This window comes from Paenibacillus sp. 1001270B_150601_E10, assembly GCF_015558675.1.
In the GTDB taxonomy this organism is placed as follows: Bacteria; Bacillota; Bacilli; order Paenibacillales; family Paenibacillaceae; genus Paenibacillus_B.
Map to the genome: position 1 here is coordinate 639,280 of NZ_JADMOL010000001.1, position 25,872 is coordinate 665,151.

Genomic DNA, 25,872 nt, shown 5'->3' on the forward strand with positions numbered 1-25,872 from the left:
AGCCGATGCTACTCTAGCACCGGCTTTCTGTTTAGGTAGTCTTTCTGAATCTAATATACGTTCGTTTCAGTTCGTTTACAATCCGGCTTAACGAATAGGTTCCCTTGGCCTTCGTCCAAGCCGCTCTAGCAAGCTCATACCGGAACTGTGAATCCATCATTAAGCGTTCAAGCGCATCAGCAAGCGCGTCCGCATCATCCTCAGGCACGAGCAATCCATTGACTCCATCCTCGATCTGCTCGGATATGCCTCCGATATCTGTGCCGACAAGCGCGAGCCAGCATAGGGCTGCTTCAGCAAATACCGATCCGAACGCTTCTGCACGCGATGGAAGAACAAAGATGTCGGAGAAAGGCATAAACTCCTCAGGATGAAGCATGTACCCGTAAAAAATCGTTTCATCATAAATGCCAAGCTTTTGAGCCATTTGCTCTAAATCCTTGCGTATCGGGCCATCCCCAATAATGTGCAGCACATAGTCTAGTCCTCTTTGCTTCAGCTTCGAACAAGCCTCCAAGAGGATGTCCAGTCCCTTAGCCGGGACAAGGCGGCATACGGTGATCAGCTGCGGCACTCCATTTTCATGAGAAATCGGCTTGAACCGCTTCTCGTCGAACCCATTTGGCAGAACCAAGACTTGATCACTATGGTGAAGATAAGTGCTTAAGTAAGCCCTAAAGGATTCAGATACTGTCATGATATGATCGGATTTCACTTCAAGCTCACGATAAAGGGAGGTCAGAAATCGATGCTCTGGACCATTCTCTTCGATTCGCCCGTTCAATATCAGCTCGCGCTCGAAGCTTGAATGAATCGTCATGATCAACGGCGTATCTGGGAACAACTGCTTCATAGCTAATGCTGCTATAGGGTGATGAGCATGAATAAGATCATAGTTTTTTTGTGTGCGGAGCTTGGTCCACCAGATGTAATCCCGATACGTCTGGATATACTTTTGGACGATTAGACTATCTTCAAACTGCGTCCAATCAAAGGTATCAAAGGATACCGGCTCTGTTCCTTTTCCCCGGATTCGCTTCGGCAATGAAAACATTTCCATATCCCAATTCGGCGATTGAAATCGTTCAAGGATATAAGGGATCATTGAGGATACCCCACCAGGCTGTTCAGGCGGGAAGAACAAGGCTTGCAATATTTTCACGATTCCCCCTCCTTTTTGCATTCCCTTTTCGCTCACCATTGTTTATGATATATTAGACCTTACTTTCCGTAAACAAAAAACGTATAGGAGCTCTCAACTGATGAATGAGTTTCTCATGTTCATTCCGGACTCATACGAAGTCGCTGCTTTCAGTGTATACTGTTTGATTTACCTTATGGTCATCATGATCATACTGTCCATTAGGGTATTTACACGGCAGCGCTCGTTTGCCTATATATTGTTTAGCATTGGACTTGCTCTGGTGCTGATCGATCGAATTGTAATGCTGTCGGATCTCTCAAATACACTGGCTCCTCATCATTGGTTTGGTATCAGCCGTGCGTCCATGCTGGCTTTATCCTACATTCTATTGAATCTTGCGGTCCTAAGACTGTACAAGCGCATGAACCGGCGAGCGCGCAATCGATTCGCCGTGCTGATTGGCGGCATTCCAGTCATAGCGATTATCTGCTTCGCGTGGGTACAAGAAGACCAAAGCATGCACAGCTTGTACTGGCCCATCATTCTGTATCAGATGGTTGCTGCCATTCTGTGCTATATGTGGATTGCACCGAGGATCAATCAGAAGATTCACTATATTCTCAGCCTGCTGACCTATAACATTTATCTGCTGATTGTGATGATGGATGCATATATTTACGATGAGTCGAATCCTTTCCTGTTATCGGCGAAGCACTTAGTCGCGCTGTTGTTCTATAGTATTCTGTTCCTCATCTTCTTTGAACGGATTATTGAGAATTTGCAAAGCACCTACCGCACATCGATAACGGATGGCTTGACGGGCTTATATAATAAGCGTTATATGTATCAGCGCATGAACCAATGGTTTAATCATCGCAATCGGTTTGGAGCACTCATCTTTTGTGATCTGGATAATTTTAAAAAGCTGAACGATACCGAAGGCCATCTGTATGCCGATGAGGTGCTTAAACAAACCGCTCAAATCATCCGTGAAGAGGTTGATGAATACGGTATTGCAGGCCGATTCGGCGGCGAAGAACTAATCGCTTTTATTACAAACAAGCATGTATCGCCTATAGATCTGGCCGAGACGATCCGCGTTAGGATCGAACAAGAGACTGGAGTAACCGGAAGCTTCGGAATCAGCATCCACAAAAATCATGTTAGTGTAGATGAATTTGTTCAACAAGCCGACGAGGCGATGTACAGCTCCAAGCAAAGAGGAAAAAATCGAATAACCACCTTCGACCAGCTGCAATCCAACAACTTTAGCAAAAGGTCCAGCTGAGTACAGCAATCCCCTGCCTGTCATGAGAGACGAGCAGGGGATTTTTATAACCTATTGAACATCTCTTGCATTAAATGCATAAATCGAAACAAGCAAGAGAACGAGCATATATACAATAAAAATCATAATGGAAAAGAAAAACGTTCCTCCGGCAAATGGAATCATATTCGCGTTGCCCGTCACATAGCCTTCCCAGTTCAAGTTCGGGAAGATCAAGAACTTATACCAAGGCTTATTCGCGACAAATTGCGTCAGTCCGCTTAAAGACTGCACAATAATCGGAATACTCATCGCAAGTCCCAAGCTCTTTGTCAAGACCGCAACCATGAATGCAAATAATGAATAGAACAAGGATGAAGGAAGCGTCAGCAGCCCTTGTCTAACCACGTCCATAAAGGTCGTTTCGGTAGTTCCTGAGAAGAGGATAAATCCTACCCCTACAGACAAGATAAAGGCCAGTACATATACAGATGCCATGATCAACAGCAAGTTGACAAGCTTGGACATCAGTACCGTCGTGCGGCTTGCAGGACGGATTAGCAGCTGCTTGATCGTCCCGTCCTTGAACTCATCCGTAATAATTTGAGACGATACCACAATAAAGAAAAAGCTGGAGATCGTGAGCAGTACAGATAAGCTTACACTTACGGAATCAATCGCTGCATAGCCGGAACGATCACCGATAACCATGCGCATCACGGCTCCGATCCCAATCGTAAGCAGCGTTAAGAAGAGATAATAGTAAGGCAATTGCCGCTTGCTTGTTGCCTTCATCCATTCATTTTTGACTAGTCCGTTAAAGTACCTCATAAGATACGACCTCCCTTTGTCATCTGCAGGAATGTATCTTCAAGGGTCGGTGTAACCTTGCGTACTTCGTACAACTGCACATTCTGAGATACGAGCGCAGCAATTAATTTCGGAATATCCTCATGGGAAAGACTCAGCATCAATCGATTGCCTTCCTCAGAGGCAACGCTCCACGGCGTATCCTGGAGCACCTGCTTCACCTTCTCCGGCTGATCCACTTGAAGCTGGATCGCCTGCATTTCTTCTGCAAGCTCCCCTTCCTGTCTTCCGTCGAGCAAGCGCTCACCGACATACTGACCATTTTGTATAATGAGAACGCGGTCACACATCAGTTCAATCTCAGAGAGCAAGTGGCTCGATACTAGAATCGAGATGTTCTCTTCTCTGGACAAACGGCGCAAATAGTCACGCAGCTCGCGAATACCCGCTGGATCCAAGCCATTCGTAGGCTCGTCCAGAATCAGAATGGATGGGTGATGCAGAAGCGCTTGTGCAATTCCTAGGCGTTGACGCATCCCTAGAGAATAATTTTTAACCTTCTTATCGAGCGCTTGATCCAACTCAACCAGCTTCACAATCTCATCAATGCGCTCTTGAGAAATCTCTCGGCCGCTCATGCGGGCAAAATGGGTCAAGTTCTGACGGCCCGTCATAAATTTGTATAGTTCTGGATTCTCTACGATAGCACCAACATGCATCATAGCCTTCGCTCGATCCGTCACCACATTATGACCCTCAATGATGATCTCGCCTGAATTCATGGACATCAGTCCAACCATCATGCGGATCGTAGTGGTCTTACCTGCACCATTGGGGCCGAGAAAGCCATATATCTCTCCACGATTTACGCTAAACGACAAATCATTAATGATCGTTTTGCCGCCAATTTTTTTCGTCACATTTTTAATCTCTACGACGATATCATTCATGACCTCACTCCTTATTCATTACACCCTAGCCGACTTTACGGTATATGGTAGGAACGTCCCCCTGCTTACCGGACTTTCCGCCCTTCTATGCTTCAGTCTTGCATTCTACATTCATCTTATTCCACAAGACGACTTCTATTATTGTAATGCATAATCGCGAGAAAAACTCTTACATTATCGTCATCTTCCAAAGTGAAGTAGGATTAGATGCAAATGACGTCATGGCCTACAGCAAACATCGGGCAAGCAGGAGATATTCCGCGTTTATCCCGTTGCCTAGCGCCCAAATGCAGTCCATAGGGATAAATGTCCAATCCCGATCAAGGCTTTTGCATACTATACAATATACCGAATGACGGACGGTTCCGCTGCATCCTCCAACTGCCCGGAACCAAGCAAGCCCGATTCGGTGTGGACCAACTACATTGCAAAGGGAGGAATTATAATGAGTGCTGTAGCAGGTATTCACACTTCCACGGGTGTTATTTTGGTGTTGTTCATCCTGTTGGTCATCGTTTCCTGTGCGTTTATTTTCTAATTCCAACAACCGAACGCTACCACGATAAGGAGGGGGATTGCTCCCCCTCCTTCTTGTTCGTTATTTAGGACAAGACGTACTTTACAAGTGCTGCATGAACGCCGCCATCGTTGTTGGATAGTGTTACATCATCAGCTAATTCCTTAATGTCGTCAGGCGAGTTGTCCATCGCAATGCCAACGCCGGCGAACTGAATCATGGTCAGATCATTGTAATAGTTTCCGATTGCGAGAATATGATCCCGATCAATCTCGCGAATGCGAGACAGTTCCTTGAGCGCATTTCCCTTTGTCGCTTCCGCATGCATCACATCAATGAAGTAATCTCCTGATCGAATGCACTGAAGCTTATGGTCCCAAGCCTTCAATTCCTCTTCCAGAAGATCCATTCGTTCTTTCTCCCCGCTCATGGTCATCTTGACGACAGGGCTTTCAAGCTGCTCCCAGCCCGGAAAGCTCTTTGGCTCTATGCGGAACTGCGCGTACAGCCCTAGCATTTCAGGTGTCAGTTCCTCATAGCGTGTGACAAAAAGATCAAATGTCGTATTCAAATCGTAGTGTATGTCCCGCTCCTCGCAAAAGGCAAGATAAGGCTCCAACTCTTCGCGATTCATGCTAAAGGCATGCAACACCTTTCTTCCAATTGATTGGATCGTCGCAGCCCCATTATGTGTAATGACAACACCATCCAGTCCCAGTTCATCCAGATAAGGCAGCGTGCTGCTCGGGCTTCTGCCTGTGCACAGGACAATTTCGATTCCCTGGTTGGAACATTCCTTAATGGTAGCTGCATTCTGAGGTGACAAGCTATGATCATCGCAAAGCAGCGTACCATCCATATCTAATGCTACCATTTTCATTTTCAAGCTGGTCCCCTCCGACTTCTCTCTATGTCTATTCTGTGGATGCTCGCTTCAGCTCCGCTAACTCTTTATCCGTCAGCTCTCGCCATCCGCCTAGCGCGAGTTCTTCATCCAGCTTCAAAGTGCCCATCGTAAGGCGCTTTAGATACGTAACCTTCTTGCCTACCGACTCAAACATTCGCTTGACCTGATGGAACTTCCCTTCGGAAATTGTCAGCTCAATATGAGATAGAGGAATCTCTCGTTCCTCTACTTGAAGAACGACTAGCTGGGCAGGCTTCGTCTTGTAGCCATCATCCAACGTAACGCCTGCTTGAAAGACGACAACATCCGCCTCGTCTACTCTTCCTTCCACCTTGGCATAGTATGTCTTAGGTACATGCTTCTTTGGTGAAAGCAGCTCATGGGCGAGCTTGCCGTCATTGGACAACAGAAGCAAGCCTTCCGTGTCTTTATCCAGTCTGCCTACAGGAAATGGCTCAAATACTTGAAGTTCTGCCGGCAGCAGATCAATCACAGTCTGGTCATACCGATCCTCCGTAGCCGAAATAACGCCTGGCGGCTTGTTCAGCATGACATATATGAACTCACGGTAGCGAATGACTTCGCCGTCTAGGCGCACCTCGTCATGCTCAGGATTGATTTGCTTGCCGCTATCTTTGATAACAGCCCCATTTACCTGGATCAAGCCTGTCTTGGCCCATTTCTTGATTTCTGATCTTGTCCCACAGCCCATATGGCTGAGGAGCTTATCCACCCGCATTGTTGCAGCCATTACGAATTCCACCTCCATGCAGCGGGATATTCATTTTTCAACAGTCGGTCTACCCATTTGCCAAAGCCCAATGGGCAGCCCATTAAGGTTAGCAGCACATAGCCCTTAGCTTGTGCTCCCAGATGCAATTGAAGCTCCTCTTCATCGATCGTCAGGGTATCGCCTCTCAGATAAGGAATAAGCTTCTCGGATTCTAGACATAAAGCATATTGACGCTTTGCCTGATTCACCTTCAAACCTAGAGCGAGTGCATGTGCGGGTTCAAATCGCTGTGGTTTAAAGGTACCGAGAAACCATCCTGGTCTAACAACTCGAAGTCCTATCAATCGATCAATCGAGATCGGGCAGCAGTATCCATAAGCATTCATCATGACGTTGAGCTTTGCAGGCATTTCGGTAAAATGTTCGTCGCAAAAGGCCTTATAAGCCTCCAATTCCTCTTTTACAGGAGCTTGGAGCCCTTTTTTAGCTGCCGAGTATTTAGGTTTAGCAGATTTGACCGTGTCTTTTTGTCCCTTGCGGACAAGCTTTGCCTGATGACGCTCAGAAGCGTTTCGTTCATGACTGCCTCCTGATCGGTTAAGTGAAGCGCTTATTGCCTCTTCATGAGCATCGGACATCGGATCATGGCGTTCTAAGCGCTCTCCCTCGCGCACGAGCACAGCTACATAGTGGCCTTCACCGTGCAAGCGATGCGGCCATAAGCGAATGGTATGCTGAGTTGCCTGTATCGCCTCAGGTGCTGCCTCCCAGCCATGTTCCTCCATGCATTGCTTCGCCCAATCTGGTCTCCCGTTAGCCCAGCCATGCTTCAGCTCGACCCGCTTCACATGGAACTCAGGATGCTTGGTCAGGAACCTTGCAATGCTCGCCTCATTCTCCTCTGGAGAAAAGGTGCAGGTCGAGTAGACAAGCGTTCCGCCTGGCGCAACTGCCTTAGCTGCCGCATCCAATATGTCCTGCTGCATGACAGAGTAGCTGGTTACGGGCTCACGCTCCCAGGATCGCACCATATCGGGATCCTTGCGGAACATGCCCTCGCCCGAGCATGGGGCATCGACCAGCACTTTATCAAAATAACCTGGAAATGCGGCAGCAATACGCTCTGGCTGTTCATTCAGCACAATCGAGCGGGTTACTCCGTACAGCTCCATATTGCGCACCAGCGCCTTTGTCCGATCGGGATGAATATCATTCGTAACGAGAACGCCTGTGCCTTGAAGGCCTGCACTAATCTGAACAGACTTTCCTCCCGGCGCCGCGCACAGGTCAAGCACATGTTCTCCCGGCTGAACATCCAACAGCTCTACTGGCGCCATAGCGCTTGGTTCTTGAATGTAATACATGCCTGCGTAATAGAAAGGGTGCTTGCCTGGCCTTGCATCCTGCGGAGTATAGAATCCATCTCGCGTCCAAGGAATCGGGGTGACCTTGTAGGGAATATGATCCAATACATTGCTTATATTGGTCTTAATGGTATTGATACGGAGTCCTGCATAAGGAGCCTCCTCATAGCTTTTTAAAAAAGCTTCAAATTCCTCGCCCAGTCGCTGCTGCATGGCGGTAACAAATGCTATCGGAAGCTTCATCTTCCCATCCTTTCGTTCTTTTACAAAAAGGCAGACGATCCCTTGCGATCTCTGTCGTCCTTGCCTTTCTCGATTATAAAAAACGTGGTCAAAAGGCTCAAACAAAGGCGATCGGTCTTGCTTTGTCAGGACCTTCTGCCGTTTTTGAATCATTGGTTCTTATTCAACTTTACTGCATAGCTACAGCATATCATGATTGAAACGAATTTTGAAAGATTGACGTACTTTTTCACTAACTATCGTCCAATGAATATTGTCACGTTGAATCATTTGTCTTGTTCACCTTGAATGTTAGCATGTACAATCGATCATAGGCTTAAAGGCTTAACGGGAAAGGAGAAAGGAGGACAATATGCTTAAAGTTAAACAGCTGTCTCATTCCTTCCGCAATGGACTGGAATTAACCGAAGTCCTGCATCAAATTGATTTTGTGGTTCATAAAGGAGACATGGTTGCCCTGCTCGGAAGCTCCGGATCAGGCAAATCAACACTATTGAACCTAATGGCTGGACTGATGAAGCCCACAGAAGGCAGCATATACATAGCAGGTCAGGACATCGTAACGATGAGCGAGAATCAGCTTGCTGAATTCCGCAGGTCACATATCGGATTTATTTTTCAAGCGTACGAGCTCATCCCCAACCTGACCGTTCGGGAAAATATCGAGCTCCCATTAGTCTTCCAAGGTATTCCCCAAAGAAAGAGAAAAGAAAAAGCTATGATTCTTCTTGAGCAGGTAGGCCTTCCTGACAAGTCGGAAATGTTCACCTCTCAATTGTCAGGCGGTCAGCAGCAGCGTGTAAGTATTGCCCGCTCGCTCATTACAGAGCCATCTGTAATCTTTGCGGACGAGCCAACAGGGAATCTCGATACGAAGACGGAGGAGGAGATTATCTCGATCCTCAAGCAGCTGAATCGAACGATGAGCACCACCTTTATTATTGTCACGCATGAACGAGAAGTGGCAGAGCATACCAAGCGCGTCCTTATGCTTCGTGATGGTCATCTCGAGGAGGAGCATGTGCCAGAGCCTGTCGTTGGAGGAACAACATGAGAATTCGGGATTATATGTCACTCGCCTTCGATCAGCTGCGTCGACGCAAAGTCGTGACCGGCCTATGCGCAGCAGGGATATCGATCGGCTGTGCTGCTATTATTGTTGCGATGAGCCTAGGAGATTCCGCTCAGAATTACGCCGAGAAAGAGATGAACTCTTTTCTAAAGATTGATGAGATCACCGTCATGCCATTCTCAGCAGGCAACAGCCGCAGCGGCGAAACCAACCCCAACAGTGAAGAAGCCATTCGAGGACAGCTGACCGATCAGAAGCTTGAGGTCATTCGCAAGCTGCCTCATGTAAAGAGTGCGCTTCCGATGCAGTCCTTGTCCTACTTACCGATGTATCTATCCGATGATCGCAACAATCATGTTGAGGTGATCGCGACAGACTTGAATGAGCTTATTTCCATGGGAAATACCTTCAAGCAAGGGTCACCATCAGATATTCCGGATACTGTCGTGCTTAGCTATGGGGCTACCTTCGGATTGATCGATCAGCAAGCCATGAACGATCTATACTCAAAGCTTGAGCGTGATCCATTCAACGAAGAGCTTAACAACCAGATTCAGCAGATTCAGAAACTGCCTGCATCCCTGTATCAGAAGCAGGTGCGCTTCAAGACGCAAACCATGGAGCCAAACAAAGAACTGTCGAGCTCATATATGAGGGTCACTGGAATTCTAGCCAAGCCAGCCAATACAACCGATAATATGGCCGTCTACGATAAGAAGGCCTATGTATCCTTCGAGACCGCCGAGCTTCTTATGGATGCATTGAAGCTGACGGAGTACAGCGGTGTGACGCCGCTGAAGAAGGGACAATACAACTCCGTTGTGGTGAAAGTGGATCAACAGGAGAACGTAAAGCAGGTGGAGGAGCAAATTAAGAAGCTTGTCCTAAACACCCAAACCAACTTGGAACAAAAAGACCGGTTAACAGAGCAGTTTGCCATCATTCGCACCATCGCGCTGGGTGCAGGCTTGTTCGTCCTGCTGATCGCCTCTATCTCCATTGTTGTTGCGATGACCATGTCCACTTATCAGCGAAGAAGACAGATTGGGATCATGAAGGTATTAGGTGCAAACCTCGGACAGATTCGAAACATGTTTATTATTGAAGCCGCCTTGCTCGGCTTTATTGGAGGCTTAATTGGCGTCCTTATTTCCTACTGGATCGTCTGGGGGATCAATGGAGCCGTCATGACAGCAACCTCCAGCCAAGAAGCGATTATTTTCATTCCGCTGTATATAATTCCGCTCGGCATCTTCTTTGCGATATTGACTGGAGTGTTGTCAGGCATCTACCCTGCCCTGTCCGCATCTAGAACGGATGCCTTAACTGCGATCAAACGCGATTAGATTGGATTGAATCATGCTCGTTGCACAACAAAGGGAGGACGTACCTTTTATGAAGAAAAAAATTAAATGGCTGGTTGTTATTGTTATCCTTGCCGGCATCAGCTACGGTCTTTATCAATTCAGCAAGCCGCAGGGGCCTGTTATGGAAGCCGGCGACCTTGATTCGATGATATCCTTTAACATTGCGAAGGAGACCCTTATTCACAATATCGAAGTGAAAGGCAAATCCACCTATGAAAAAGAAACGATCGTATATGCTCCGTTTACCGGCAAGGTTCAAAAGTGGAATGTAAAGGATGGTCAACAGGTTAAGAAAGGCGATGTGCTGTTCCAGCTCAGCACAAAAGAGCTTCGACAGGAAGTCGCCCAGACCGAAGCCAACCTGAAAAAACAAGAGCTTGAGGCGAAGCTCAGCAGCCTGCAGCAGCAGACTGCACAGCAAGTAAACGAGATGGAATATACCGAAGAAAATGCAAAGAAACAGTTCATTGAACGTGAGACAGAGAAGCTTCAAAAAGAAATTCAAAGTGAAATCAACCAAGTTTCGACGGATATGCAGAAGCAGGATATTGCGGATAAGCAAAGCAAGATGAGTCAAGCCAGCTATGGCGCCTCAACAGGAGGGATCTTCCTCTATGATGATGCTAGCAAGCTGCCTCAGCTTGTCCAGGAGAACGAGCGCATCGGGAAGATCGTGGATATGAACAAGCTCCAGCTCGTTAGCTACGTCGGGGAGCAGGATGTATTCAGCATTAAGGAAGGTATGCCTGTGAAGGTGACCATCAATGCGCTTAAGGATACGAGCTTAAATGGAAAAGTGCTCAAAGTATCGAAATTCGCGAAGAGCGGCACCGACTCCAACAGCAACCAGCCTGCACAATTTGAAGTTATCATTAGCTTGGAGACGAATGAGCAATTAATTGCAGGACTTAGCCTTACAGGCCAAATCGAAACGGAGCGAAAAGAAGGCGCAGTGGTCGTTCCGACTGTAGCCGTCATGAAGGATGGAGACGGTTCCTATGTTATGCTGCGTCAAGCCGATGGACAAGCCGTCCGTAGGGACATCAAGACAGGGATGGAAACCCCCGAGAAGATCGAAGTATTGGATGGGCTTAAGCCTGGTGACGTCGTCGTCTTGCAATAATACGATGTGATTGAAATGGTTCTTATACAAACACATAAAAGGCTCGCCTCCCTAGGAGACGAGCCTTTCTTCTATTTATTCAAGCTTATTCGCATTGTTATTGCGCTTCGCATCGCTTATTGCCTGAATAAGCTCCTCTTCAAGCTGACGAAGACCTGTCAAATCCTCCTGCTGCCACACTTCATTGAATCGATTCTGATACTCAATCGCTTCATTTATCTGATGATAGAAGTACAGCTCTTGGATAAACGTCAAGCAATTCTGCACGATTCTTGATTTGTCCTCAAAGCTCCTCTGCGCATCGAGAATCTCCTGGCGAATGCTCGTCATCTCATTATCGAGTACGAAAGCAGCCTCAGCAGCCTTCTTCAAGCGTTCCTTCACGTCCTCGGGCAGGCGATCTCGAAACTTATAGTTGAGCGAATGCTCAATCGTCGCCCAGAAATTCATCGCAAGCGTTCTTATTTGAATCTCAGCCAGAACAATCTTCTGGCCAAGCGCCGTTTGCACCGGATACTCTACGATCATATGGAAGCTTCGATAGCCGCTGTCCTTATAATTCGTAATATAATCCTTCTCATATAATACACTCATATCCTTGCGATTACGGATCAGCTGCGCTACATAGCGAATATCCTCTACGAATTGGCACATGATGCGTATGCCAGCGATATCTTCAATCCCTCGTTCAATATCATCAAAAGGAATACTGAGCCGTTTTGATTTCTCAAGAATGCTCGATATCTTCTTTACACGTCCTGTTACGAATTCGATTGGCGAATATTCTTCGCGCTTCTTCAGTTCGTTCCGCATGGTCTTAAATTTGACCTTCAGCTCTTCGACGGCCTGTTCATAAGGTAATAAAAATTTTCCCCAGTCTCTTCCGTCCATCTTAACGCCTCCTGTCCTTGCAACCGTTCATGCTCTATAAGGCGAAAGGCCCTCTCATCTCCGATGATCCCGGCCAACCGCCTCAGAGATATGCTGATAGCCATCTCGTTGAAGCAATTGCTTAAGTCCTTTAGCTAGCTCTCGAGTCACATCTGGCCCTTGGTAAATAAAGGAGGTATAGATCTCCACCAGACTTGCTCCTGCACAGATCTGTGCATAGGCATCCTCTGCTGTAAACACACCGCCTGAACCGATAATCGGTATTTTACCGTCGGTATACTGATAGACCTGACGAATGACCTCAGCCGAACGTATTGTTAACGGTTTTCCGCTTAAACCGCCGCTTTCCAAGCGATTCTGATTAGTTGTGCCCATTCGTGACAGTGTCGTGTTCGTTGCGATAATGCCGGACACGCCGCTCTCTACGATCGTTTCCGTCATATGAGCAAGCTCTTCCTCCGTCACGTCTGGCGCGATTTTGACCAGTACCGCTTTGTTACGCCCTACAGCTTCATTTTGAAGCTTCATCTCTTGAACAATCTGGCCAAGAAGCTGACGGAGCTCTTCACCATGCTGGAGATTACGGAGATTAGGTGTATTAGGCGAGCTGATATTCACCACAAATAAGTCTGCTACCGGGTAAAGCTTCCGAATACAGGATAGATAATCTTCGTGGGCGGCTTCGTTCGGGGTCACTTTGTTCTTACCGATATTCACCCATATCGGTACCGTATGCTGCTTCAGTTGAGACAAGCGAGTCAGCATGGCATCGGCACCCTTATTGTTGAAGCCCATACGATTGATGAGCGCATCGTCTTCTGGCAATCGGAACATTCTTGGCTTCTCATTACCGGGCTGTCCTACAGGCGTTACCGTACCAACCTCCAAAAATCCAAAACCTACGGAAGAAAGTCCTTTTACAGCCTCCGCATTCTTGTCTAAGCCAGCCGCGAGGCCAATCGGACTATGAAAATGAAGACCGAACAAATCCGTAGCAAGCATAGGATCTTCTTGCACGCCATATAAGCCCTTCATGATTGAAAGCGCCCCAGGGATCTTCGCTGCGGTCGCGAGCCCTCCCATAACAGTATGATGCGCTTGTTCAGGGTCCATACGGAAAAATATTGGTTTCAGGAAATTACGGTATAACAAAAGATGTCACTCCGTTCGTCAGTTATCATGTAATTTATTCTAACATAAAATTATAGAAAATGGTTAGCTTGATTCCACTTGTTTCCGAATCAGACATTTTGCCTATGCAACAGTTTAATCGTTTCATCTCTAAATGAAAAGAGCAAGCCTACGCAAAACTATAGCCCAAATAAGAGAAACCGTTTACAATAATAGTATACGATTTGTTTATTCATTCTAGATCATGCGACTTCAATGACGCGTAAAAGAAAGGTGATGTTCATGTCTGTTAAACGAGTTAAGCCTGCCATGCCCCATAAGCAGCATGAAGAAATGAATCGCGCTGCTCTAAAATGGGTGATTGGCTCCCTATCCTTCGTTGTACTGCTGCTTGTCGTCTTGATGATCTTATTCTTATAAAAACGAAATCAGCAAACCGAGTCCCGCATCGGGGCTCGGCTTGCTGATGATGAACTTCTCTTATAGCCATTTGTATACCTTGTTAGGATTGTCTTGACCTGATGTTAACGGCACATGATACCGATCTTCCGCAGGAATAAGCTTCTTGTCCGGAAGTACGCCAGATGTGATCGTCACCTTCGTCCCCATAGGAACAATGTCGAACAACTCCTCCACATCCTCGCGCAGCATTCTTACACAGCCCAGTGATTGATCCTTCCCCATGCTTTCCGGCTCATCCGTACCATGAATCGCATACAGCGTATTGGACAGTGTCATCCCTCTGCTGCCGAATGCTCCCGTCGCACTTCCATTTGGATTGACCACTTTCTCCGTGATGATAAATTCCCCTTCAGGAGTACGCTTGCCGCCAAGGCCTACAGCATAATTTCGCAGAATCTGATCTCCGCTAATGAGTGCCAGACGATAGTTCGCTTTATCTACCACAATGCGCATTGGTTCATGAAATGGAGTCGATTCTTGCGAAGCGACCTGCTCCCAAAGCTTCTTAATCCCCTTTTGCTTTGGAAGAGCTCCTAATGCCTTCCACTCCGCATACGCCTGCTTGTAATAGGGAACAAGCGTCTGATCCACACCTGATATCCAATTGTCTGGATACCGTCCTGCAAGACTCTTTAATTCCGCAGGAGGCGTCTCACCGAGCGCGAGCACCGCGGTTAGCATAGATCTTCCCATCATCCGCTTTTCCTGATCAATGGCCCATGTCGCCGCTCGATCCTTGCTCTTAGTCTGTTCTTCCTCACATTCACAATCTTCAGCATTCAACTGTGTGATCTTCGTGACTCGCGCTTTATCCGTCGCTTGAAGCGCATATGCCGGCTCAGGCTCCTGCGTCCACAGTTTCCATCTGCCTACAGCCTCCTGCTCCACGACCAATGCAGAAGAACGTGCTGGTAATGGCGCCTTTAATAGCTTCGCCAGCAGTTTGCCCTGCTCCTCAGCAGCCCCTTTCTTCGCAAGATAAATGCGCTCCTTTGGCGCCTCTTTTGGCTGCTCAAGATTTGTGCCGCTGGCTTCTTCACTCGCTGCCTGCTGTTTGTCAGATGGAGGCGCGTCAGCATCGCCTGTTACAAGAAGTGTACCGAACAGCAACAGCATGATCGTCAAGCCCACTGTTCGAGCAAGTACTTTTCGTCTTCTCTTCTTAGCAAACTTCCACTCTATAATCTTCTGACGCTTCTCTTCTGCCTCTGCAGCCATTTCCGCGGGCAAAGGTTCATTTTCAAAGGCTTTATAGATATCGCCAGCTTCATTGAAGCAGTACCTTGCCTTATTCATCTCACCGATTCGCTCATATTCCTTGCCGAGCAAATACCATGCCATGCGGCTATCAGGATGAGATTCTACATACTTCTTCATATAAGCTTGATCTTTAGCGGAGAATCCGGCATTCCCCTGCTGTTTGCTCATATTGGTCCTCCTGCATATCTTCTATTCCTTGCAATGTAAGGACGGGTTTAGGATGATGACTGATCCACAAACCGAATATAGGTAAGATCACGAACGACGATCATGTTCAGCTCATGGATCCAATCCACGCGTAAACCAAATTGCTCCGCAAAGAAACGTACAGGTACATATAATCGACCCTTTTCTAAAAATGGAGCTTGCTGCATCGTTAGCGTCGTCTCCGAATCCCCAGATTGCTTCAGTACGGTTTGTTTGTCTGGCTCGAAATGATATGCTGCATCAGCTGCTACAAAGGCTGCTTTGCCACTTTTTTGATCCCATTTGGATGTTATTCCAATGGCATCTCCGAGCGCTCGAATAGGAAGGTAGGTTACTCCCTCTTTATTTATCGGCGGCGAATCGCTCTTGATGATTTGTTGATTATACACCATCTTCGGAGCATGATTTCCACTCTCCAGATTAGATCCTGCCTGCTGCGGCAGCTGGTATCGTTTAAGAAGACGAATGGTATTATTGAAGGAATCAGATACCGCTACCTCACCTGTTGGCAGCACAGCAACGCCCGTTGGCTCATGGAAGCTCGCATATGCCGCAATACCGTCCTGAAATCCCGGTGCTTCAGGATGTCCGGCAACGGTATACACCTTGCCTTGATGAATCAGTCTAATGGAATGATTGTCTCGATCAGCAACAATCAAGCTGCCATCCTTCATCATCGTGATTCCAACAGGAGCATTGAATGCAGCCTGCTGAGCAGTGCCATCCTTATATCCTCCTGGCGCATAAAGCTCGTTATCCCCATAAATCTGCTTGGAGCTGTGACGGCTTCCGCCAGCAAGTGTTGTTGCTTGGTTCTTCATTAGATCGATTTCACGGATGCGATGATTGCCTGTATCACTGACGATCAACCTCCCGCTAGAAGCATAGAGAAGGGCTGAAGGCTCATTAAACTTAGCCTTCGCCAGTTCCCCATCCTGATAGTCTCCAGCAGCCGTCACAGTGCCCTTCGAATATTCAACGATTCGAGCTGAAGGCGCGGTCAGCGTTGTTACCTTTCCATTAGCATCAATGCTTCGGATCACATGATTCAGGGAATCAGCAACATAAACGATCCCGTTCTCGCCAATCGCAATGCCTCTCGGCGAATGGAACCGGGCCTTCGTTCCGATCCCATCCTTATAGCCTGCAAGTCCGTCGCCTGCTAAAGTCGTAACTTGACCGCTTCGGTCAATCTTGCGGATCACGTGATTGCCTGTATCCGCAACGAAGATCGTCCCGTCAGCAGCTTCGGCAACAGCACTGGGCTCAGAGAATAACGATTCCTTCGCGTTACTGTCATACCAGCCGCCATTTGGTGTTCCCGCCGATTGTTCTCCGAGCCAAGCGCCTGCATCCGTTGAGACCTGCTTTTGAGTCAGCTTGCGAATCATATGATTAAGCGAGTCCGCAGCAAGCAAATCTCCTTTGCCATTCACGAACAGCCCGGTTGGATAACGAAAAGCTGCCTCATTCAAACTTCCATCCTCGTGACCAGGTGTTCCGGTTCCCGCCAAGGTGACGATCTCATACCAATAAGCTTCAGTCAGCCAATGCTTCGTCTCAAAGGCTGGAGAACGCATTCCTTGCATGATAGAATCTGAACTTGCTCCGGCATTTGAGGGTCCCATTGGTGCTGCCAATGCAACTTGCTTGTCAACCGCCCCCTCAAGCCCCCATGCGCCATTTAATAGAAGGAACACGAAAGAAAATGCAATGCTCTGTTTGATATATCGACCTCTTCTAGTTCTCATGCTCATGCTTAACATAACTCCTTAGGCTATACCTGTTCATTATTTACTTGTATAGGTTGAATGTGAAGCTTATGGCTTGATCGGGATAACAATCTTATCTTCAGATGGCTTCGCTTCGATCGCTTTCCCCTGTTCGTCATACAGCTTGACTTCCTTAATGGCAATCGTCATTTCCTGTCCCAGAAGTGCTTTCACAGGAAGGGTAACGATGACATCTTCATTCTTTAATGTAACGGTACCTGCATCTGTTTTTAGGATTCGGTAAGTAAGCGTTGAGCCTTGAAGCTGAACCTGATCCACCGCTCGATTGGTTGGATATTCACCTGACGTGAAGGCTAATGCAAATCTTCCCTTTGCTCCATGACGATAGAGCGCTTTGTCCGCTCCAGTCAGCTTGCTCATATCCCACTCGCCGCCCGTTACTTCAAATGACAATTCCACTGCTGTCACGACTGGCGATGATTCAAATCGCTTCAATATCGCATCAACTGTCACAACACTGCCTGCTGTCATTTCCTGAGAAGAGGCTGCAAGTTCTACAACATTGGAAGGCTTCGTAACGATAGGCGGATCCGGGTCTGTCCCCCCATTTTCGTTACCTCCGCCATTCCCGTTGCCCCCGCCGTTTTCATTTCCTCCACCATTCTCATTACCACCACCGCTGTTTCCGTCTCCTCCAGCAGATCCTCCGGACGAACCGCCACTTTCACCACAGGTATAATATTGATCAGCATGCTTGCAGAGCTCATCATTGGCAGATTGATGATCTTTATCGAACTCGAGCTTCTCTTCCGATGTCATATTCTCCTGATACTTCTGTTCAAGCGCAAGCTGAGCTTCGCGATCGAGCTCTTCCTGCTGCTTCATTCGTTCTTGCTCCAATGCAAGAAGTTCCTCTTTCTTCTTCTCCAGTGCATTAGGGACGGTAATGCTTGGTACATTCTTCTCCGCTTCACGAATGACTTTCTGTCTGCTGATCTCCTCCTCAGTCAGCTTGAGCCCAATCTTACTGGACTTGAGCCCTGATGTCTGCAACCAGCTCGTAAACTCCGTGCTGCTTAATACTCCAGCAGCATTGGCATGCATTATCAACGTGCCGATCATGTGGTCAACATTGTGTTTTGCAAGCGCTATGCGCTCTTGCGATAATGATGCATTCCCCTCAGTTGACCCAAGCTTTAGATAGGAAGCAAGCGGAGAATCGAGAGATGGCCCCTCCCCATATGTATCGAGCCATTTTTGCCATAGAAGATCATTCTCTTCCACAGCATCCTTGTAGCCGTCAGCAATTGCCTGGATGATCGCGTGATCCCCTTCTTCCGCAAGCGCATGGGTATTGATATAACCAAGGAAAGGCCTAATAAGCCCAGAATGTTCTTGATCAGGAATAAATGAGACGGATTGTGCAGGATAAACATTCAATCTATTAAGCATCAGCATCGATTGACTTCCATATGAAGATCCCAACTGCCCGAATGTTGAAGATACCGGGTATTGCACAGCAACTACCCCTGCTGTCACCTGCAATCGAGTTCGACCATCCGTTGGATTCACATGAACGCCAAACTGCGTCCCGCGAACCGCCATGACCGTTGTCGGCGTTTCCAATTCGAATCTTGCATCCGCGCCTGCCGCAGACTTCACCTTTAGCCAGGCAGAGCCTGACCATACGCTTATCCGCGTCTTGATTCCTTTATTGCTAGATAAAGTCGTAAAGGTCACATTCGAGTTTTCTCCGATCGTAACCGTATCCTCTTTGTCTCCGCCAACGAGCTGCAGAACCACCTTGGACTTCGGCCCCGTTACGATGCGGTCTCCCTCATTAATGCTCATTTTTTTAAATAACTGGATCTCTTTATTGCCTCCGGTCTTCGTTACACTCGCTTTTCCTTTCCAGTCTGTAACCACGGCAGCACGAACAAGCTTGTCCGCTGCTGCTGCTTGATGAGGCAGTGCGTTCAAGATGATCGTAACAATCATCAGCAGCACAGACATATAGCGAAGCGCTCTCATCACAGACCTCCTCTCTCCATAGTTATCGGTATGTTGATTCTTGCATTCAAGATAAGGCTACTGATTTTTTCGTTTACTAACGAGCTCGCTTAAGAGCATAGGTTCAGATTTCCCCTTTAGCTGAACCATTCCAATGGTATGCAGCTCAAAGCTCGATTGAAGGCGCGATGCCGCTTCTGGACCCACTACAATTTTGCCTGGCTGAGCCTTTCCTTCTAGTCGCGCTGCGACATTCACCGTATCACCGATCGCGGTATAATCCATTCGCAAAGTGGCGGATCCAATATTTCCCACCACCGCTTCACCGCACTCCAGACCAATGCCGAATTGAATGCCGCGCCCGTATTCGCGCCGCATATCCTCTGTCCACTTTTCTGCTAAGTGCGTAAGCTCAAGCGCAGCCTCAGCTGCCAAATCAGCATGATTCTCCATTCGCTGCGGGGCACCGAAGATCGCCATTACCCCATCGCCAAGGAATTTATCCAATGTTCCTTGATAACGGAATACCGTTTCCGTACACATCTGCAAGTAACGATTGAGGATCAAAAGAGTCTCTTCAGGGGAAAGCTGCTCGGCTAATGGCGTAAAGGATCGAATATCGATAAACATCACGGTAATATCCATTCGCACGCCTCCGGGCTTAATGGGTTCTTTTGAAGCCAGCAAGGCTCGAACCACATCTGGGGAAACATAGCGGCCAAAGAGATGAGTTACATGCTTGCGAAGCGCCCGTTCTTCGCTGCTCTTCTTAGCTGTCACAATCGCAAAGCCTGTTATCATTCCAAGCATCCCATATAAAAATGGAATATACGTCTCTTCAAAATAAAAGAACATATATCCTATACTCATATATATTAAAATAAGTAGAAGAAAGCTTATATAGGTCTTGAAGCCTTTAAAGTAAGCTGCTAATAGACAAGCCAATAAAGTAATGGCAAATATCATCAGCAAGCCTCCTATGGGCTTTATCTCTTGATAGTAGTTTTGCTCCAACAAGGACTGAACCATATTAGCATGAATCTCTATTCCGTAGAGAGGAATCGATCGGCTTACTGGCGTAAGATGTCGGTCGCCAAGGGTTTGCGAGTACGGACCGATCAAGACAACAGCTCCCTTATAGTAGCTAGGATCAATATTGCCTAGCAGCACTTCAGAGAAGGGCTGTCGATCATATCCTCCAACGGCATCATCAACGGTATCATAGGCGGTGGAGTAATAATCAATTCTCACCTGATAGCGATTATTGGATGGGATCTTACGGCCGTTCTGCACCCAGCTGTGCAGACTGGAATCCCAAGCGATCTGTTCGTTCTTATCTAACAGCGAATTAGCAAGCCGTACACTCAAAGCAGGAATCATTTGTTCCTGCTCATCCGGCAGCCCTAACGTTAATCGACGGATAATACCGTCTTGATCCTGCATGACATTGGCATGCCCAAGCTGGGCAGCTTGTGCTTGAATCGACTTTGGCGGACGATCGATCCGCTCGATCTGAAGTGCATCTTTCGTTTCCTGCAGCAAAGGAAAGACAGCCTGTACGGGTATGTAGATCTGCGGCCATTTCTTTAAAACTTGGGACAACCGTTCATCCTCTGCTGGATCAACAGACGGTTCGAGCATGAGCAAGTCGATCGCGACGGCCTTGGCTCCTGCCTTCATCAGTTCGTCCGCAACATCTGCATATAAAGATCTTGGCCAGGGAAATGCACCCAAAGTTTGCAGGGAAGCATCATCAATGACGAGCATTTTGATCCGATCGTCAGGCCTGCGCTCTTCCTCTGATTTTAACAACAGCACATCTCTAAACGCATTCTCGGTCATTTGAAGAATGCCGCCAGATCCGATAATATACAAGCCTCCCATGATAAAGGTCAGCAAGAGGGCTATTATAATAGGAAATGTTTTTTTTAGCATGGTCATCTCCCTTCCCTATCCTATTACATTGTAATGGGTATCCAGGAAATTTCAAACTCCAAGATGCGCTTCCACTCCCTATAACACGACAAATTTCTTATGTAATTCGACAAAAAAACCCCCGCCAATGCGGGAGTTCTTTGTTTGTTGGTTGGTTTTGGTTGATCTCTTTATCTATCATGACATCATGTTGATGATAACAAATTAGTTAAAAGGTGTGTCCGCAATCTTAATGGAATCTGTAGGACAGCCATCTGCTGCATCTTGAAGGTCATCGTACAAATCTTCTGGGATCTCGGTAACCCCCTGATTGTTGTCTCCTTCATAGATGACTTCAGCAATACCTTCATCATCATAATCATAAATATCTGGTGCAGTTGCGCCGCAAGCACCACATGCGATGCATGTATCTTTTTCAACCCAAGTATATTTTGCCATTACTTTGTTCCCTCCTGGTTAACTACGATCTACTTTCTCGTTCCTCCGTAATCACTATAATACAAAGATGGTCGAAATTCAAACGATTTTCCTTGACAGACAAGAAGTTAGACGATTTACCTTATCCAACTGCCTAGATAAAATTTACATTTTTATCCATACAAGATTTCTAGCTAATCTTCTTCCTTTTTATGATCCTGCTGCCACTCTCTTAGGAAGTCCTTATCCAGAGAAGTGCCTCGCCTGCGATGATTGCGAAGCAGCACAGAAGGGTCATCTCCAAGCATTCCTAACGTTACGAGTGAATTTTCTCCGTACTTGTCTCTTATTTTGTCCATTGTTTCATTTAATTTCTCTTTTTTGGGCTGCTCATGATACTCAAATAAATCCAGCTGCACCGCAGCTTCTTCCTTAACCACAAGGTTTTGCCCTGTTAGGCCAAGCAAACGAATAGGCTCCCCGCGCTTCCAATGCTTCTCGTACAAGCGCTTTGCTTCATCAAGCATTTTATTTCTATCGTCAGTCGGCGTTTCCAATGTTGTGGATCGTGTAATGGTCTTCATATCGGGAGATCGTATCGTCAATTGAATCGTGTACGCGAGCATATGCTGCTTGCGCATGCGTCTTGTCACCTGATCCGACAGATTAAGAAGAACCCGGCGAACATCCTCATCCGTATCCACATCCGCTGGCAATGTCGTCGAGTGGCCAATCGACTTGGCTGCCTCTCGATCGGCCTTCACCTCGCTATAGTCTAGGCCATGCGCTGCCTGCTTCATCGCTTGTCCGTATACCCCGAAGGCATGGACAAGCCTTCCTTCATCCGCTCTGGCCAGTTCCCCAATTGTAAGAATGCCCATCCGCTCAAGCTTCGCGGCTGTCTTTTTCCCAACTCCAAACAGCTCTCCGCAAGGTCTATGCCATAAGAGCTTCGGAACCTCCCGAATGCGAAGCACCGTAATACCGTTAGGCTTTTTCATATCCGAGGCCATCTTAGCTAACAGCTTATTCGGTGCAATGCCAATCGAGCATGGGATCAACAGCTGCTCTCGAATACGGCTCTGCAGTTCATTCGCAATCTCAAGCGGAGTGCCAAAGGTCTTGGAACCCGTAATATCCAAGTAGCATTCATCAATCGATACGGGTTCGACGAGCGGGGTATATGATCTTGCAATCTCCAGGAACGCCTTTGAGTAGGTTCGATACAAATGAAAGTCGGGCTGAATCAAGATGAGATCCGGACATATTCGCATAGCTTGTCTGACTGTCATGCCGGTCTTCACCCCAACCGCGCGGGCAGCATACGAACAGGTTACAACAATCCCCTTGCGCAGCTCTATGCTTCCAGCTACAGCAGTAGGCTTGCCTTGGTACGTTTCCGGATCTTCAGCCTCGTGCACCGAGCAATAGAACGCATTCATATCCAAGTGAAGAATCACTCTTCCCTTCTCAGGATAGAACCGCTTTACTTGATTAACCGAATCCTCCGTACTCATCTACTCTTCCTCCATCATCACCTTCTTCTCTTATTTTACCATAATAGAATGCAACAAACCTTCATGAACAGAACAAACATTCCATTTCACTATAAACATGATGTAAAGCTCACCCGAAGCGGTCGTTCTTACATGGCCTCGATAGAGGGTTTCTCCTACGATCATTATATAAACATGCCATTCTGGTTATGCACTTGTGCCTCAAGATCTGAAACTTCCTCTATACAAGCCAAAATCCGATGCTATAATAGGAAAATAAAACTTACCATATTCATCCACACTTAAAAAAAGGAGGGCCATCTCATGACGACATCCATTGCCATCTTCGATACTACACTTCGAGACGGTACACAAGGAGAGGGCATTAGTCTTTCTGCAGACGACAAAATCAAGATTGCACGCAAATTAAATGCACTAGGTGTTCATTATATTGAAGGCGGAATTCCAGGGAGCAATGGCAAGGATATTGAATTTTTCAACCGGGCCAAGACGTATAGCTGGAGCTCGAAGCTGACTGCATTCGGCAGTACGAGACGTAAGGATTCTCTCGCAGAACAAGACGTCAGCTTGAATCGGATTATTGAGGCTCAAGTTCCGGCGGCAACGTTAGTCGGGAAGTCATGGGATTTTCATGTGCATACCGCCCTTCAAACGACATTGGAAGAAAATCTGTCTATGATCGGGGATTCTATCGCTTATTTAAAGCAAGCAGGTCTTGAGGTCATGCTCGATGCTGAGCATTTCTTTGATGGATATAAGCATAACCCGGAGTATGCCCGCGCTGTGCTGAAGCGTGCGGAAGAAGCAGGGGTCGATTGGATTGTGATGTGCGATACAAACGGCGGAAGTCTTCCGCACGAGATCAGTGAGATTGTTAGAGGAGCAGTTAATACGGTTAAAGTCAAATTCGGCATCCATACGCATAACGACTGTGAGCTTGCGGTCGCCAATGCACTCGCCGCGGTTCAAGCAGGGGCATTGCAGATTCAAGGAACGGTCAACGGTTATGGCGAACGCTGCGGCAACGCCAATCTGTGCTCCATCATCCCTACACTCCAGCTCAAAATGAACTATGACGTTCTTCCTGCCACACAGCTTAAAGAGTTAACAAGTGTTGCCCGCTACGTAAGCGAAATTGCCAATGTGCATATGCCAATCAACCAGCCTTATGTGGGAAATGCAGCTTTTGCTCATAAAGGAGGCATCCATGTCTCTGCCATCCTGAAGGATGCGAGAACATATGAGCATATCGAGCCTGAGCTTGTCGGCAATACACAGCGCATTCTCGTGTCTGAGCTTGCAGGCCAAAGCAACGTCTTATCCAAGGCAGCCCAACTCGGTTACGAGCTTGACGCAACCAATCCGGAGACACGCTCTATTATCGAGCGCATCAAGGAGCTTGAGCATCAAGGCTATCAGTTTGAAGGCGCAGATGCTTCCCTTGAGCTGCTGCTCCGAAAAGCGACCGGCTTGTCGCAGGATTCTTTTACCTTCGAAGCATTCAAGATCATTACGGACAAGGCGAGCGATGATTCTTCCTGCTCTGAGTCGATTGTGAAGCTGACCATTGACGAGGAAACGATTCTGACGGTTGCAGAAGGCAACGGTCCGGTCAACGCGCTGGATAACGCATTAAGGAAGGCGCTCGTTCGTCATTATCCAGATATTGAACATATGCATCTAACAGACTATAAGGTTCGTGTATTGGATGAAAATGACACGACAGCAGCGAAAGTCCGCGTACTGATCGAATCGACGAACTTCGGAAATACGTGGAGTACAGTTGGTGTCTCTTCCAACGTAATCGAGGCCAGTTGGGAAGCTCTAGTGGACAGCTTCCGCTATGCGCTAATTGGCAAGGAAAAGCAAACCACAGCCATACAGCGCAAGGAGCCGCTCGGAATCGTAAATCACTGAGCAGGCCGTTATACGCATTGAAACAAATAAAGGCAGCGATCAGCCATTCGAGAGATGGTTAATCGTTGCCTTTTTTTCAGCAACAGCATACAGCGGTTATTACGCACATCCTGTTTCTTTCACAATTATTGTCAGTCCTCATGAGACACTTTACTAAATGTGCAATCATTCGATATCACATTAACCCTAAAGGAAATCATTCATAGCTCTCATCCTTACGGAGCTTCCTTCAATAAATGGTTTACTGCCTTTTCGACATCTTTAATCGGCCGCATCCCAATAAAGACGTGACGAACGACTCCATTGCGATCGATCAGCAGATTGGTCGGAAATGCCATGCCGTTGTACTTCTTAAATACATCTCCTTTGACATCCATAAGCACGGGATTCACAAAGCTGTATTGATCCACAAATTGCTTTGCTTTATCCACCGTATCGTTGGATGTTACATTGACCGAATACATATCAAGTTGATCTTTGTACTTGCCGTACAGCATGACGAGATCCGGCGCTTCAGCCTGGCATGGTCCACACCAAGAAGCCCAAAAATTCAAAAACAAGAGCTTGTTCCGCTTGCCTCCGACCTCATAACTCGTTTGTCCATCTATAGATTGCAGGGTAAAGGAAGGGGCCATAAACCCCTCTCGTGGAGCCTCCTCTGTCGATACGATTGCATCTCTTGAGGATGCCAGTTGTTCACCGCTTACCCGCTGATTATTGACCACAGTAATCGCAACAAGCACAACTAACAGCAGGAGCACACCTGTACTTTTTTTCATGAAACCATACCCTTTCTGTACATATCTCCATTTTTTATCATACCCTTTTTTTCTCAAGAATACGACAAGCATGTACAAATCCATTCTTGGGTACGTTAGAAGCATATGCCGTCGAC

General features: G+C 47.1%; 22 protein-coding genes. 7 read left to right on the forward strand and 15 right to left on the reverse strand.

Translation table 11 applies throughout. The annotated features are described in order from the left end of the window. Positions 1–31: 31 nt before the first annotated feature. Positions 32–1,162 carry a glycosyltransferase family 4 protein gene (locus tag I2H74_RS03030; RefSeq protein ID WP_195571524.1) on the reverse strand — a complete coding sequence of 377 codons (1,131 nt, stop codon included), beginning with the start codon at positions 1,160–1,162 and terminating at the stop codon, positions 32–34. Positions 1,163–1,262: 100 nt separating this feature from the next. On the opposite strand from I2H74_RS03030, the gene I2H74_RS03035 reads away from it, so the two are divergent. Further along, a complete protein-coding gene (locus I2H74_RS03035; RefSeq protein WP_195571525.1) occupies positions 1,263–2,432 on the forward strand; it encodes a sensor domain-containing diguanylate cyclase in 1,170 nt (389 codons plus the stop codon). Positions 2,433–2,483: 51 nt separating this feature from the next. On the opposite strand, the gene I2H74_RS03040 is transcribed toward I2H74_RS03035, so the two are convergent. Together I2H74_RS03040 and I2H74_RS03045 are read right to left on the reverse strand one after the other, a co-directional pair. Further along, entirely contained in the window at positions 2,484–3,242 is a 759-nt protein-coding gene (locus tag I2H74_RS03040; RefSeq protein ID WP_195571527.1) for an ABC transporter permease, read from the reverse strand. Continuing rightward, positions 3,239–4,171 carry an ABC transporter ATP-binding protein gene (locus I2H74_RS03045; protein WP_195571529.1) on the reverse strand — a complete coding sequence of 311 codons (933 nt, stop codon included), beginning with the start codon at positions 4,169–4,171 and terminating at the stop codon, positions 3,239–3,241. Before I2H74_RS03045 ends, I2H74_RS03040 begins: the two co-directional genes overlap by 4 nt. 445 nt (positions 4,172–4,616) lie before the next feature. Here I2H74_RS03045 and I2H74_RS03050 point away from each other — a divergent pair, with 445 nt between their 5' ends. Beyond that, on the forward strand, positions 4,617–4,709 hold the full coding sequence (locus I2H74_RS03050; protein ID WP_195571531.1) for a YjcZ family sporulation protein: 93 nt from the start codon (positions 4,617–4,619) through the stop codon (positions 4,707–4,709). A gap of 64 nt (positions 4,710–4,773) precedes the next feature. On the opposite strand, the gene I2H74_RS03055 is transcribed toward I2H74_RS03050, so the two are convergent. Genes I2H74_RS03055 through I2H74_RS03065 form a run of 3 tightly spaced genes read right to left on the reverse strand, consistent with a single transcriptional unit; the run spans position 4,774 to position 7,935 of the window. After that, positions 4,774–5,568, reverse strand: coding sequence for a Cof-type HAD-IIB family hydrolase (locus tag I2H74_RS03055; protein WP_324254004.1), 795 nt, complete (start codon positions 5,566–5,568; stop codon positions 4,774–4,776). Positions 5,569–5,602: 34 nt separating this feature from the next. After that, the gene (locus I2H74_RS03060; RefSeq protein ID WP_195571535.1) at positions 5,603–6,346 is read right to left on the reverse strand and encodes a pseudouridine synthase; all 744 of its coding nucleotides are present in this window, start codon (positions 6,344–6,346) and stop codon (positions 5,603–5,605) included. Further along, complete coding sequence (locus I2H74_RS03065) at positions 6,346–7,935, reverse strand: RsmB/NOP family class I SAM-dependent RNA methyltransferase (RefSeq protein WP_195571537.1); 1,590 nt, start codon at positions 7,933–7,935, stop codon at positions 6,346–6,348. Before I2H74_RS03065 ends, I2H74_RS03060 begins: the two co-directional genes overlap by 1 nt. Positions 7,936–8,287: 352 nt before the next feature. On the opposite strand from I2H74_RS03065, the gene I2H74_RS03070 reads away from it, so the two are divergent. The 3 genes from I2H74_RS03070 to I2H74_RS03080 are packed head-to-tail and all read left to right on the forward strand — an operon-like array spanning position 8,288 to position 11,497. Further along, entirely contained in the window at positions 8,288–8,989 is a 702-nt protein-coding gene (locus tag I2H74_RS03070) for an ABC transporter ATP-binding protein (RefSeq protein ID WP_195571539.1), read from the forward strand. Then, positions 8,986–10,353 carry an ABC transporter permease gene (locus I2H74_RS03075; protein ID WP_195571541.1) on the forward strand — a complete coding sequence of 456 codons (1,368 nt, stop codon included), beginning with the start codon at positions 8,986–8,988 and terminating at the stop codon, positions 10,351–10,353. The genes I2H74_RS03070 and I2H74_RS03075 overlap by 4 nt, the downstream gene beginning before the upstream one ends. A 49-nt stretch (positions 10,354–10,402) precedes the next feature. Continuing rightward, positions 10,403–11,497, forward strand: a complete 1,095-nt coding sequence (locus tag I2H74_RS03080; protein ID WP_195571543.1) for an efflux RND transporter periplasmic adaptor subunit — start codon at positions 10,403–10,405, stop codon at positions 11,495–11,497. 75 nt (positions 11,498–11,572) lie between these two features. On the opposite strand, the gene I2H74_RS03085 is transcribed toward I2H74_RS03080, so the two are convergent. Together I2H74_RS03085 and I2H74_RS03090 are read right to left on the reverse strand one after the other, a co-directional pair. Next, entirely contained in the window at positions 11,573–12,388 is an 816-nt protein-coding gene (locus I2H74_RS03085; protein WP_195571545.1) for a GTP pyrophosphokinase, read from the reverse strand. A gap of 54 nt (positions 12,389–12,442) precedes the next feature. Next, positions 12,443–13,540, reverse strand: a complete 1,098-nt coding sequence (locus I2H74_RS03090) for a quinone-dependent dihydroorotate dehydrogenase (protein WP_195571547.1) — start codon at positions 13,538–13,540, stop codon at positions 12,443–12,445. A 261-nt stretch (positions 13,541–13,801) separates the two neighbouring features. Between I2H74_RS03090 and I2H74_RS03095 the strand changes: the two genes are divergently transcribed. Continuing rightward, positions 13,802–13,939: a hypothetical protein gene (locus tag I2H74_RS03095; protein WP_195571549.1), complete on the forward strand. Its 138-nt coding sequence runs from the start codon at positions 13,802–13,804 to the stop codon at positions 13,937–13,939. A 60-nt stretch (positions 13,940–13,999) separates the two neighbouring features. Here I2H74_RS03095 and I2H74_RS03100 read toward each other — a convergent pair whose 3' ends face one another. The 6 genes from I2H74_RS03100 to I2H74_RS03125 form a co-directional block, all read right to left on the reverse strand. Then, entirely contained in the window at positions 14,000–15,409 is a 1,410-nt protein-coding gene (locus I2H74_RS03100; protein ID WP_195571551.1) for a L,D-transpeptidase, read from the reverse strand. A 47-nt stretch (positions 15,410–15,456) separates the two neighbouring features. Continuing rightward, entirely contained in the window at positions 15,457–17,205 is a 1,749-nt protein-coding gene (locus I2H74_RS03105) for a stalk domain-containing protein (protein WP_195571553.1), read from the reverse strand. 63 nt (positions 17,206–17,268) lie between these two features. Next, positions 17,269–19,212, reverse strand: coding sequence for a FecR family protein (locus tag I2H74_RS03110; RefSeq protein WP_195571555.1), 1,944 nt, complete (start codon positions 19,210–19,212; stop codon positions 17,269–17,271). 57 nt (positions 19,213–19,269) lie between these two features. Further along, positions 19,270–21,126, reverse strand: a complete 1,857-nt coding sequence (locus I2H74_RS03115; protein ID WP_195571557.1) for a CHASE2 domain-containing protein — start codon at positions 21,124–21,126, stop codon at positions 19,270–19,272. A 204-nt stretch (positions 21,127–21,330) separates the two neighbouring features. Next, positions 21,331–21,564, reverse strand: a complete 234-nt coding sequence (locus I2H74_RS03120) for a ferredoxin (RefSeq protein ID WP_195571559.1) — start codon at positions 21,562–21,564, stop codon at positions 21,331–21,333. 173 nt (positions 21,565–21,737) lie between these two features. Beyond that, entirely contained in the window at positions 21,738–23,060 is a 1,323-nt protein-coding gene (locus I2H74_RS03125; protein ID WP_195571561.1) for a DNA polymerase IV, read from the reverse strand. A gap of 303 nt (positions 23,061–23,363) precedes the next feature. On the opposite strand from I2H74_RS03125, the gene cimA reads away from it, so the two are divergent. Further along, entirely contained in the window at positions 23,364–24,977 is a 1,614-nt protein-coding gene (gene cimA, locus I2H74_RS03130) for a citramalate synthase (RefSeq protein ID WP_195571563.1), read from the forward strand. Positions 24,978–25,192: 215 nt separating this feature from the next. Here the strand turns inward: cimA and I2H74_RS03135 are convergent, their stop codons facing one another. Then, positions 25,193–25,756 (reverse strand): TlpA family protein disulfide reductase, encoded by a 564-nt coding sequence (locus I2H74_RS03135; RefSeq protein ID WP_195571565.1) that lies wholly within the window; start codon positions 25,754–25,756, stop codon positions 25,193–25,195. Between the last annotated feature and the right edge of the window lie 116 nt (positions 25,757–25,872).

What these genes read in the sequence shown, in the direction of transcription:
- I2H74_RS03085 (WP_195571545.1), bottom strand. Translation starts at nt 12,388, where the DNA reads ATGGACGGAAGAGACTGGGGAAAATTTTTATTACCTTATGAACAGGCC.
- I2H74_RS03125 (WP_195571561.1), bottom strand. Translation starts at nt 23,060, where the DNA reads ATGAGTACGGAGGATTCGGTTAATCAAGTAAAGCGGTTCTATCCTGAG.
- I2H74_RS03035 (WP_195571525.1), top strand. Translation starts at nt 1,263, where the DNA reads ATGAATGAGTTTCTCATGTTCATTCCGGACTCATACGAAGTCGCTGCT.
- I2H74_RS03075 (WP_195571541.1), top strand. Translation starts at nt 8,986, where the DNA reads ATGAGAATTCGGGATTATATGTCACTCGCCTTCGATCAGCTGCGTCGA.
- I2H74_RS03040 (WP_195571527.1), bottom strand. Translation starts at nt 3,242, where the DNA reads ATGAGGTACTTTAACGGACTAGTCAAAAATGAATGGATGAAGGCAACA.
- I2H74_RS03060 (WP_195571535.1), bottom strand. Translation starts at nt 6,346, where the DNA reads ATGGCTGCAACAATGCGGGTGGATAAGCTCCTCAGCCATATGGGCTGT.
- cimA (WP_195571563.1), top strand. Translation starts at nt 23,364, where the DNA reads ATGACGACATCCATTGCCATCTTCGATACTACACTTCGAGACGGTACA.
- I2H74_RS03050 (WP_195571531.1), top strand. Translation starts at nt 4,617, where the DNA reads ATGAGTGCTGTAGCAGGTATTCACACTTCCACGGGTGTTATTTTGGTG.
- I2H74_RS03115 (WP_195571557.1), bottom strand. Translation starts at nt 21,126, where the DNA reads ATGCTAAAAAAAACATTTCCTATTATAATAGCCCTCTTGCTGACCTTT.
- I2H74_RS03045 (WP_195571529.1), bottom strand. Translation starts at nt 4,171, where the DNA reads ATGAATGATATCGTCGTAGAGATTAAAAATGTGACGAAAAAAATTGGC.
- I2H74_RS03065 (WP_195571537.1), bottom strand. Translation starts at nt 7,935, where the DNA reads ATGAAGCTTCCGATAGCATTTGTTACCGCCATGCAGCAGCGACTGGGC.
- I2H74_RS03120 (WP_195571559.1), bottom strand. Translation starts at nt 21,564, where the DNA reads ATGGCAAAATATACTTGGGTTGAAAAAGATACATGCATCGCATGTGGT.
- I2H74_RS03070 (WP_195571539.1), top strand. Translation starts at nt 8,288, where the DNA reads ATGCTTAAAGTTAAACAGCTGTCTCATTCCTTCCGCAATGGACTGGAA.
- I2H74_RS03135 (WP_195571565.1), bottom strand. Translation starts at nt 25,756, where the DNA reads ATGAAAAAAAGTACAGGTGTGCTCCTGCTGTTAGTTGTGCTTGTTGCG.
- I2H74_RS03110 (WP_195571555.1), bottom strand. Translation starts at nt 19,212, where the DNA reads ATGAGAGCGCTTCGCTATATGTCTGTGCTGCTGATGATTGTTACGATC.
- I2H74_RS03105 (WP_195571553.1), bottom strand. Translation starts at nt 17,205, where the DNA reads ATGAGCATGAGAACTAGAAGAGGTCGATATATCAAACAGAGCATTGCA.
- I2H74_RS03055 (WP_324254004.1), bottom strand. Translation starts at nt 5,568, where the DNA reads ATGAAAATGGTAGCATTAGATATGGATGGTACGCTGCTTTGCGATGAT.
- I2H74_RS03100 (WP_195571551.1), bottom strand. Translation starts at nt 15,409, where the DNA reads ATGAGCAAACAGCAGGGGAATGCCGGATTCTCCGCTAAAGATCAAGCT.
- I2H74_RS03095 (WP_195571549.1), top strand. Translation starts at nt 13,802, where the DNA reads ATGTCTGTTAAACGAGTTAAGCCTGCCATGCCCCATAAGCAGCATGAA.
- I2H74_RS03080 (WP_195571543.1), top strand. Translation starts at nt 10,403, where the DNA reads ATGAAGAAAAAAATTAAATGGCTGGTTGTTATTGTTATCCTTGCCGGC.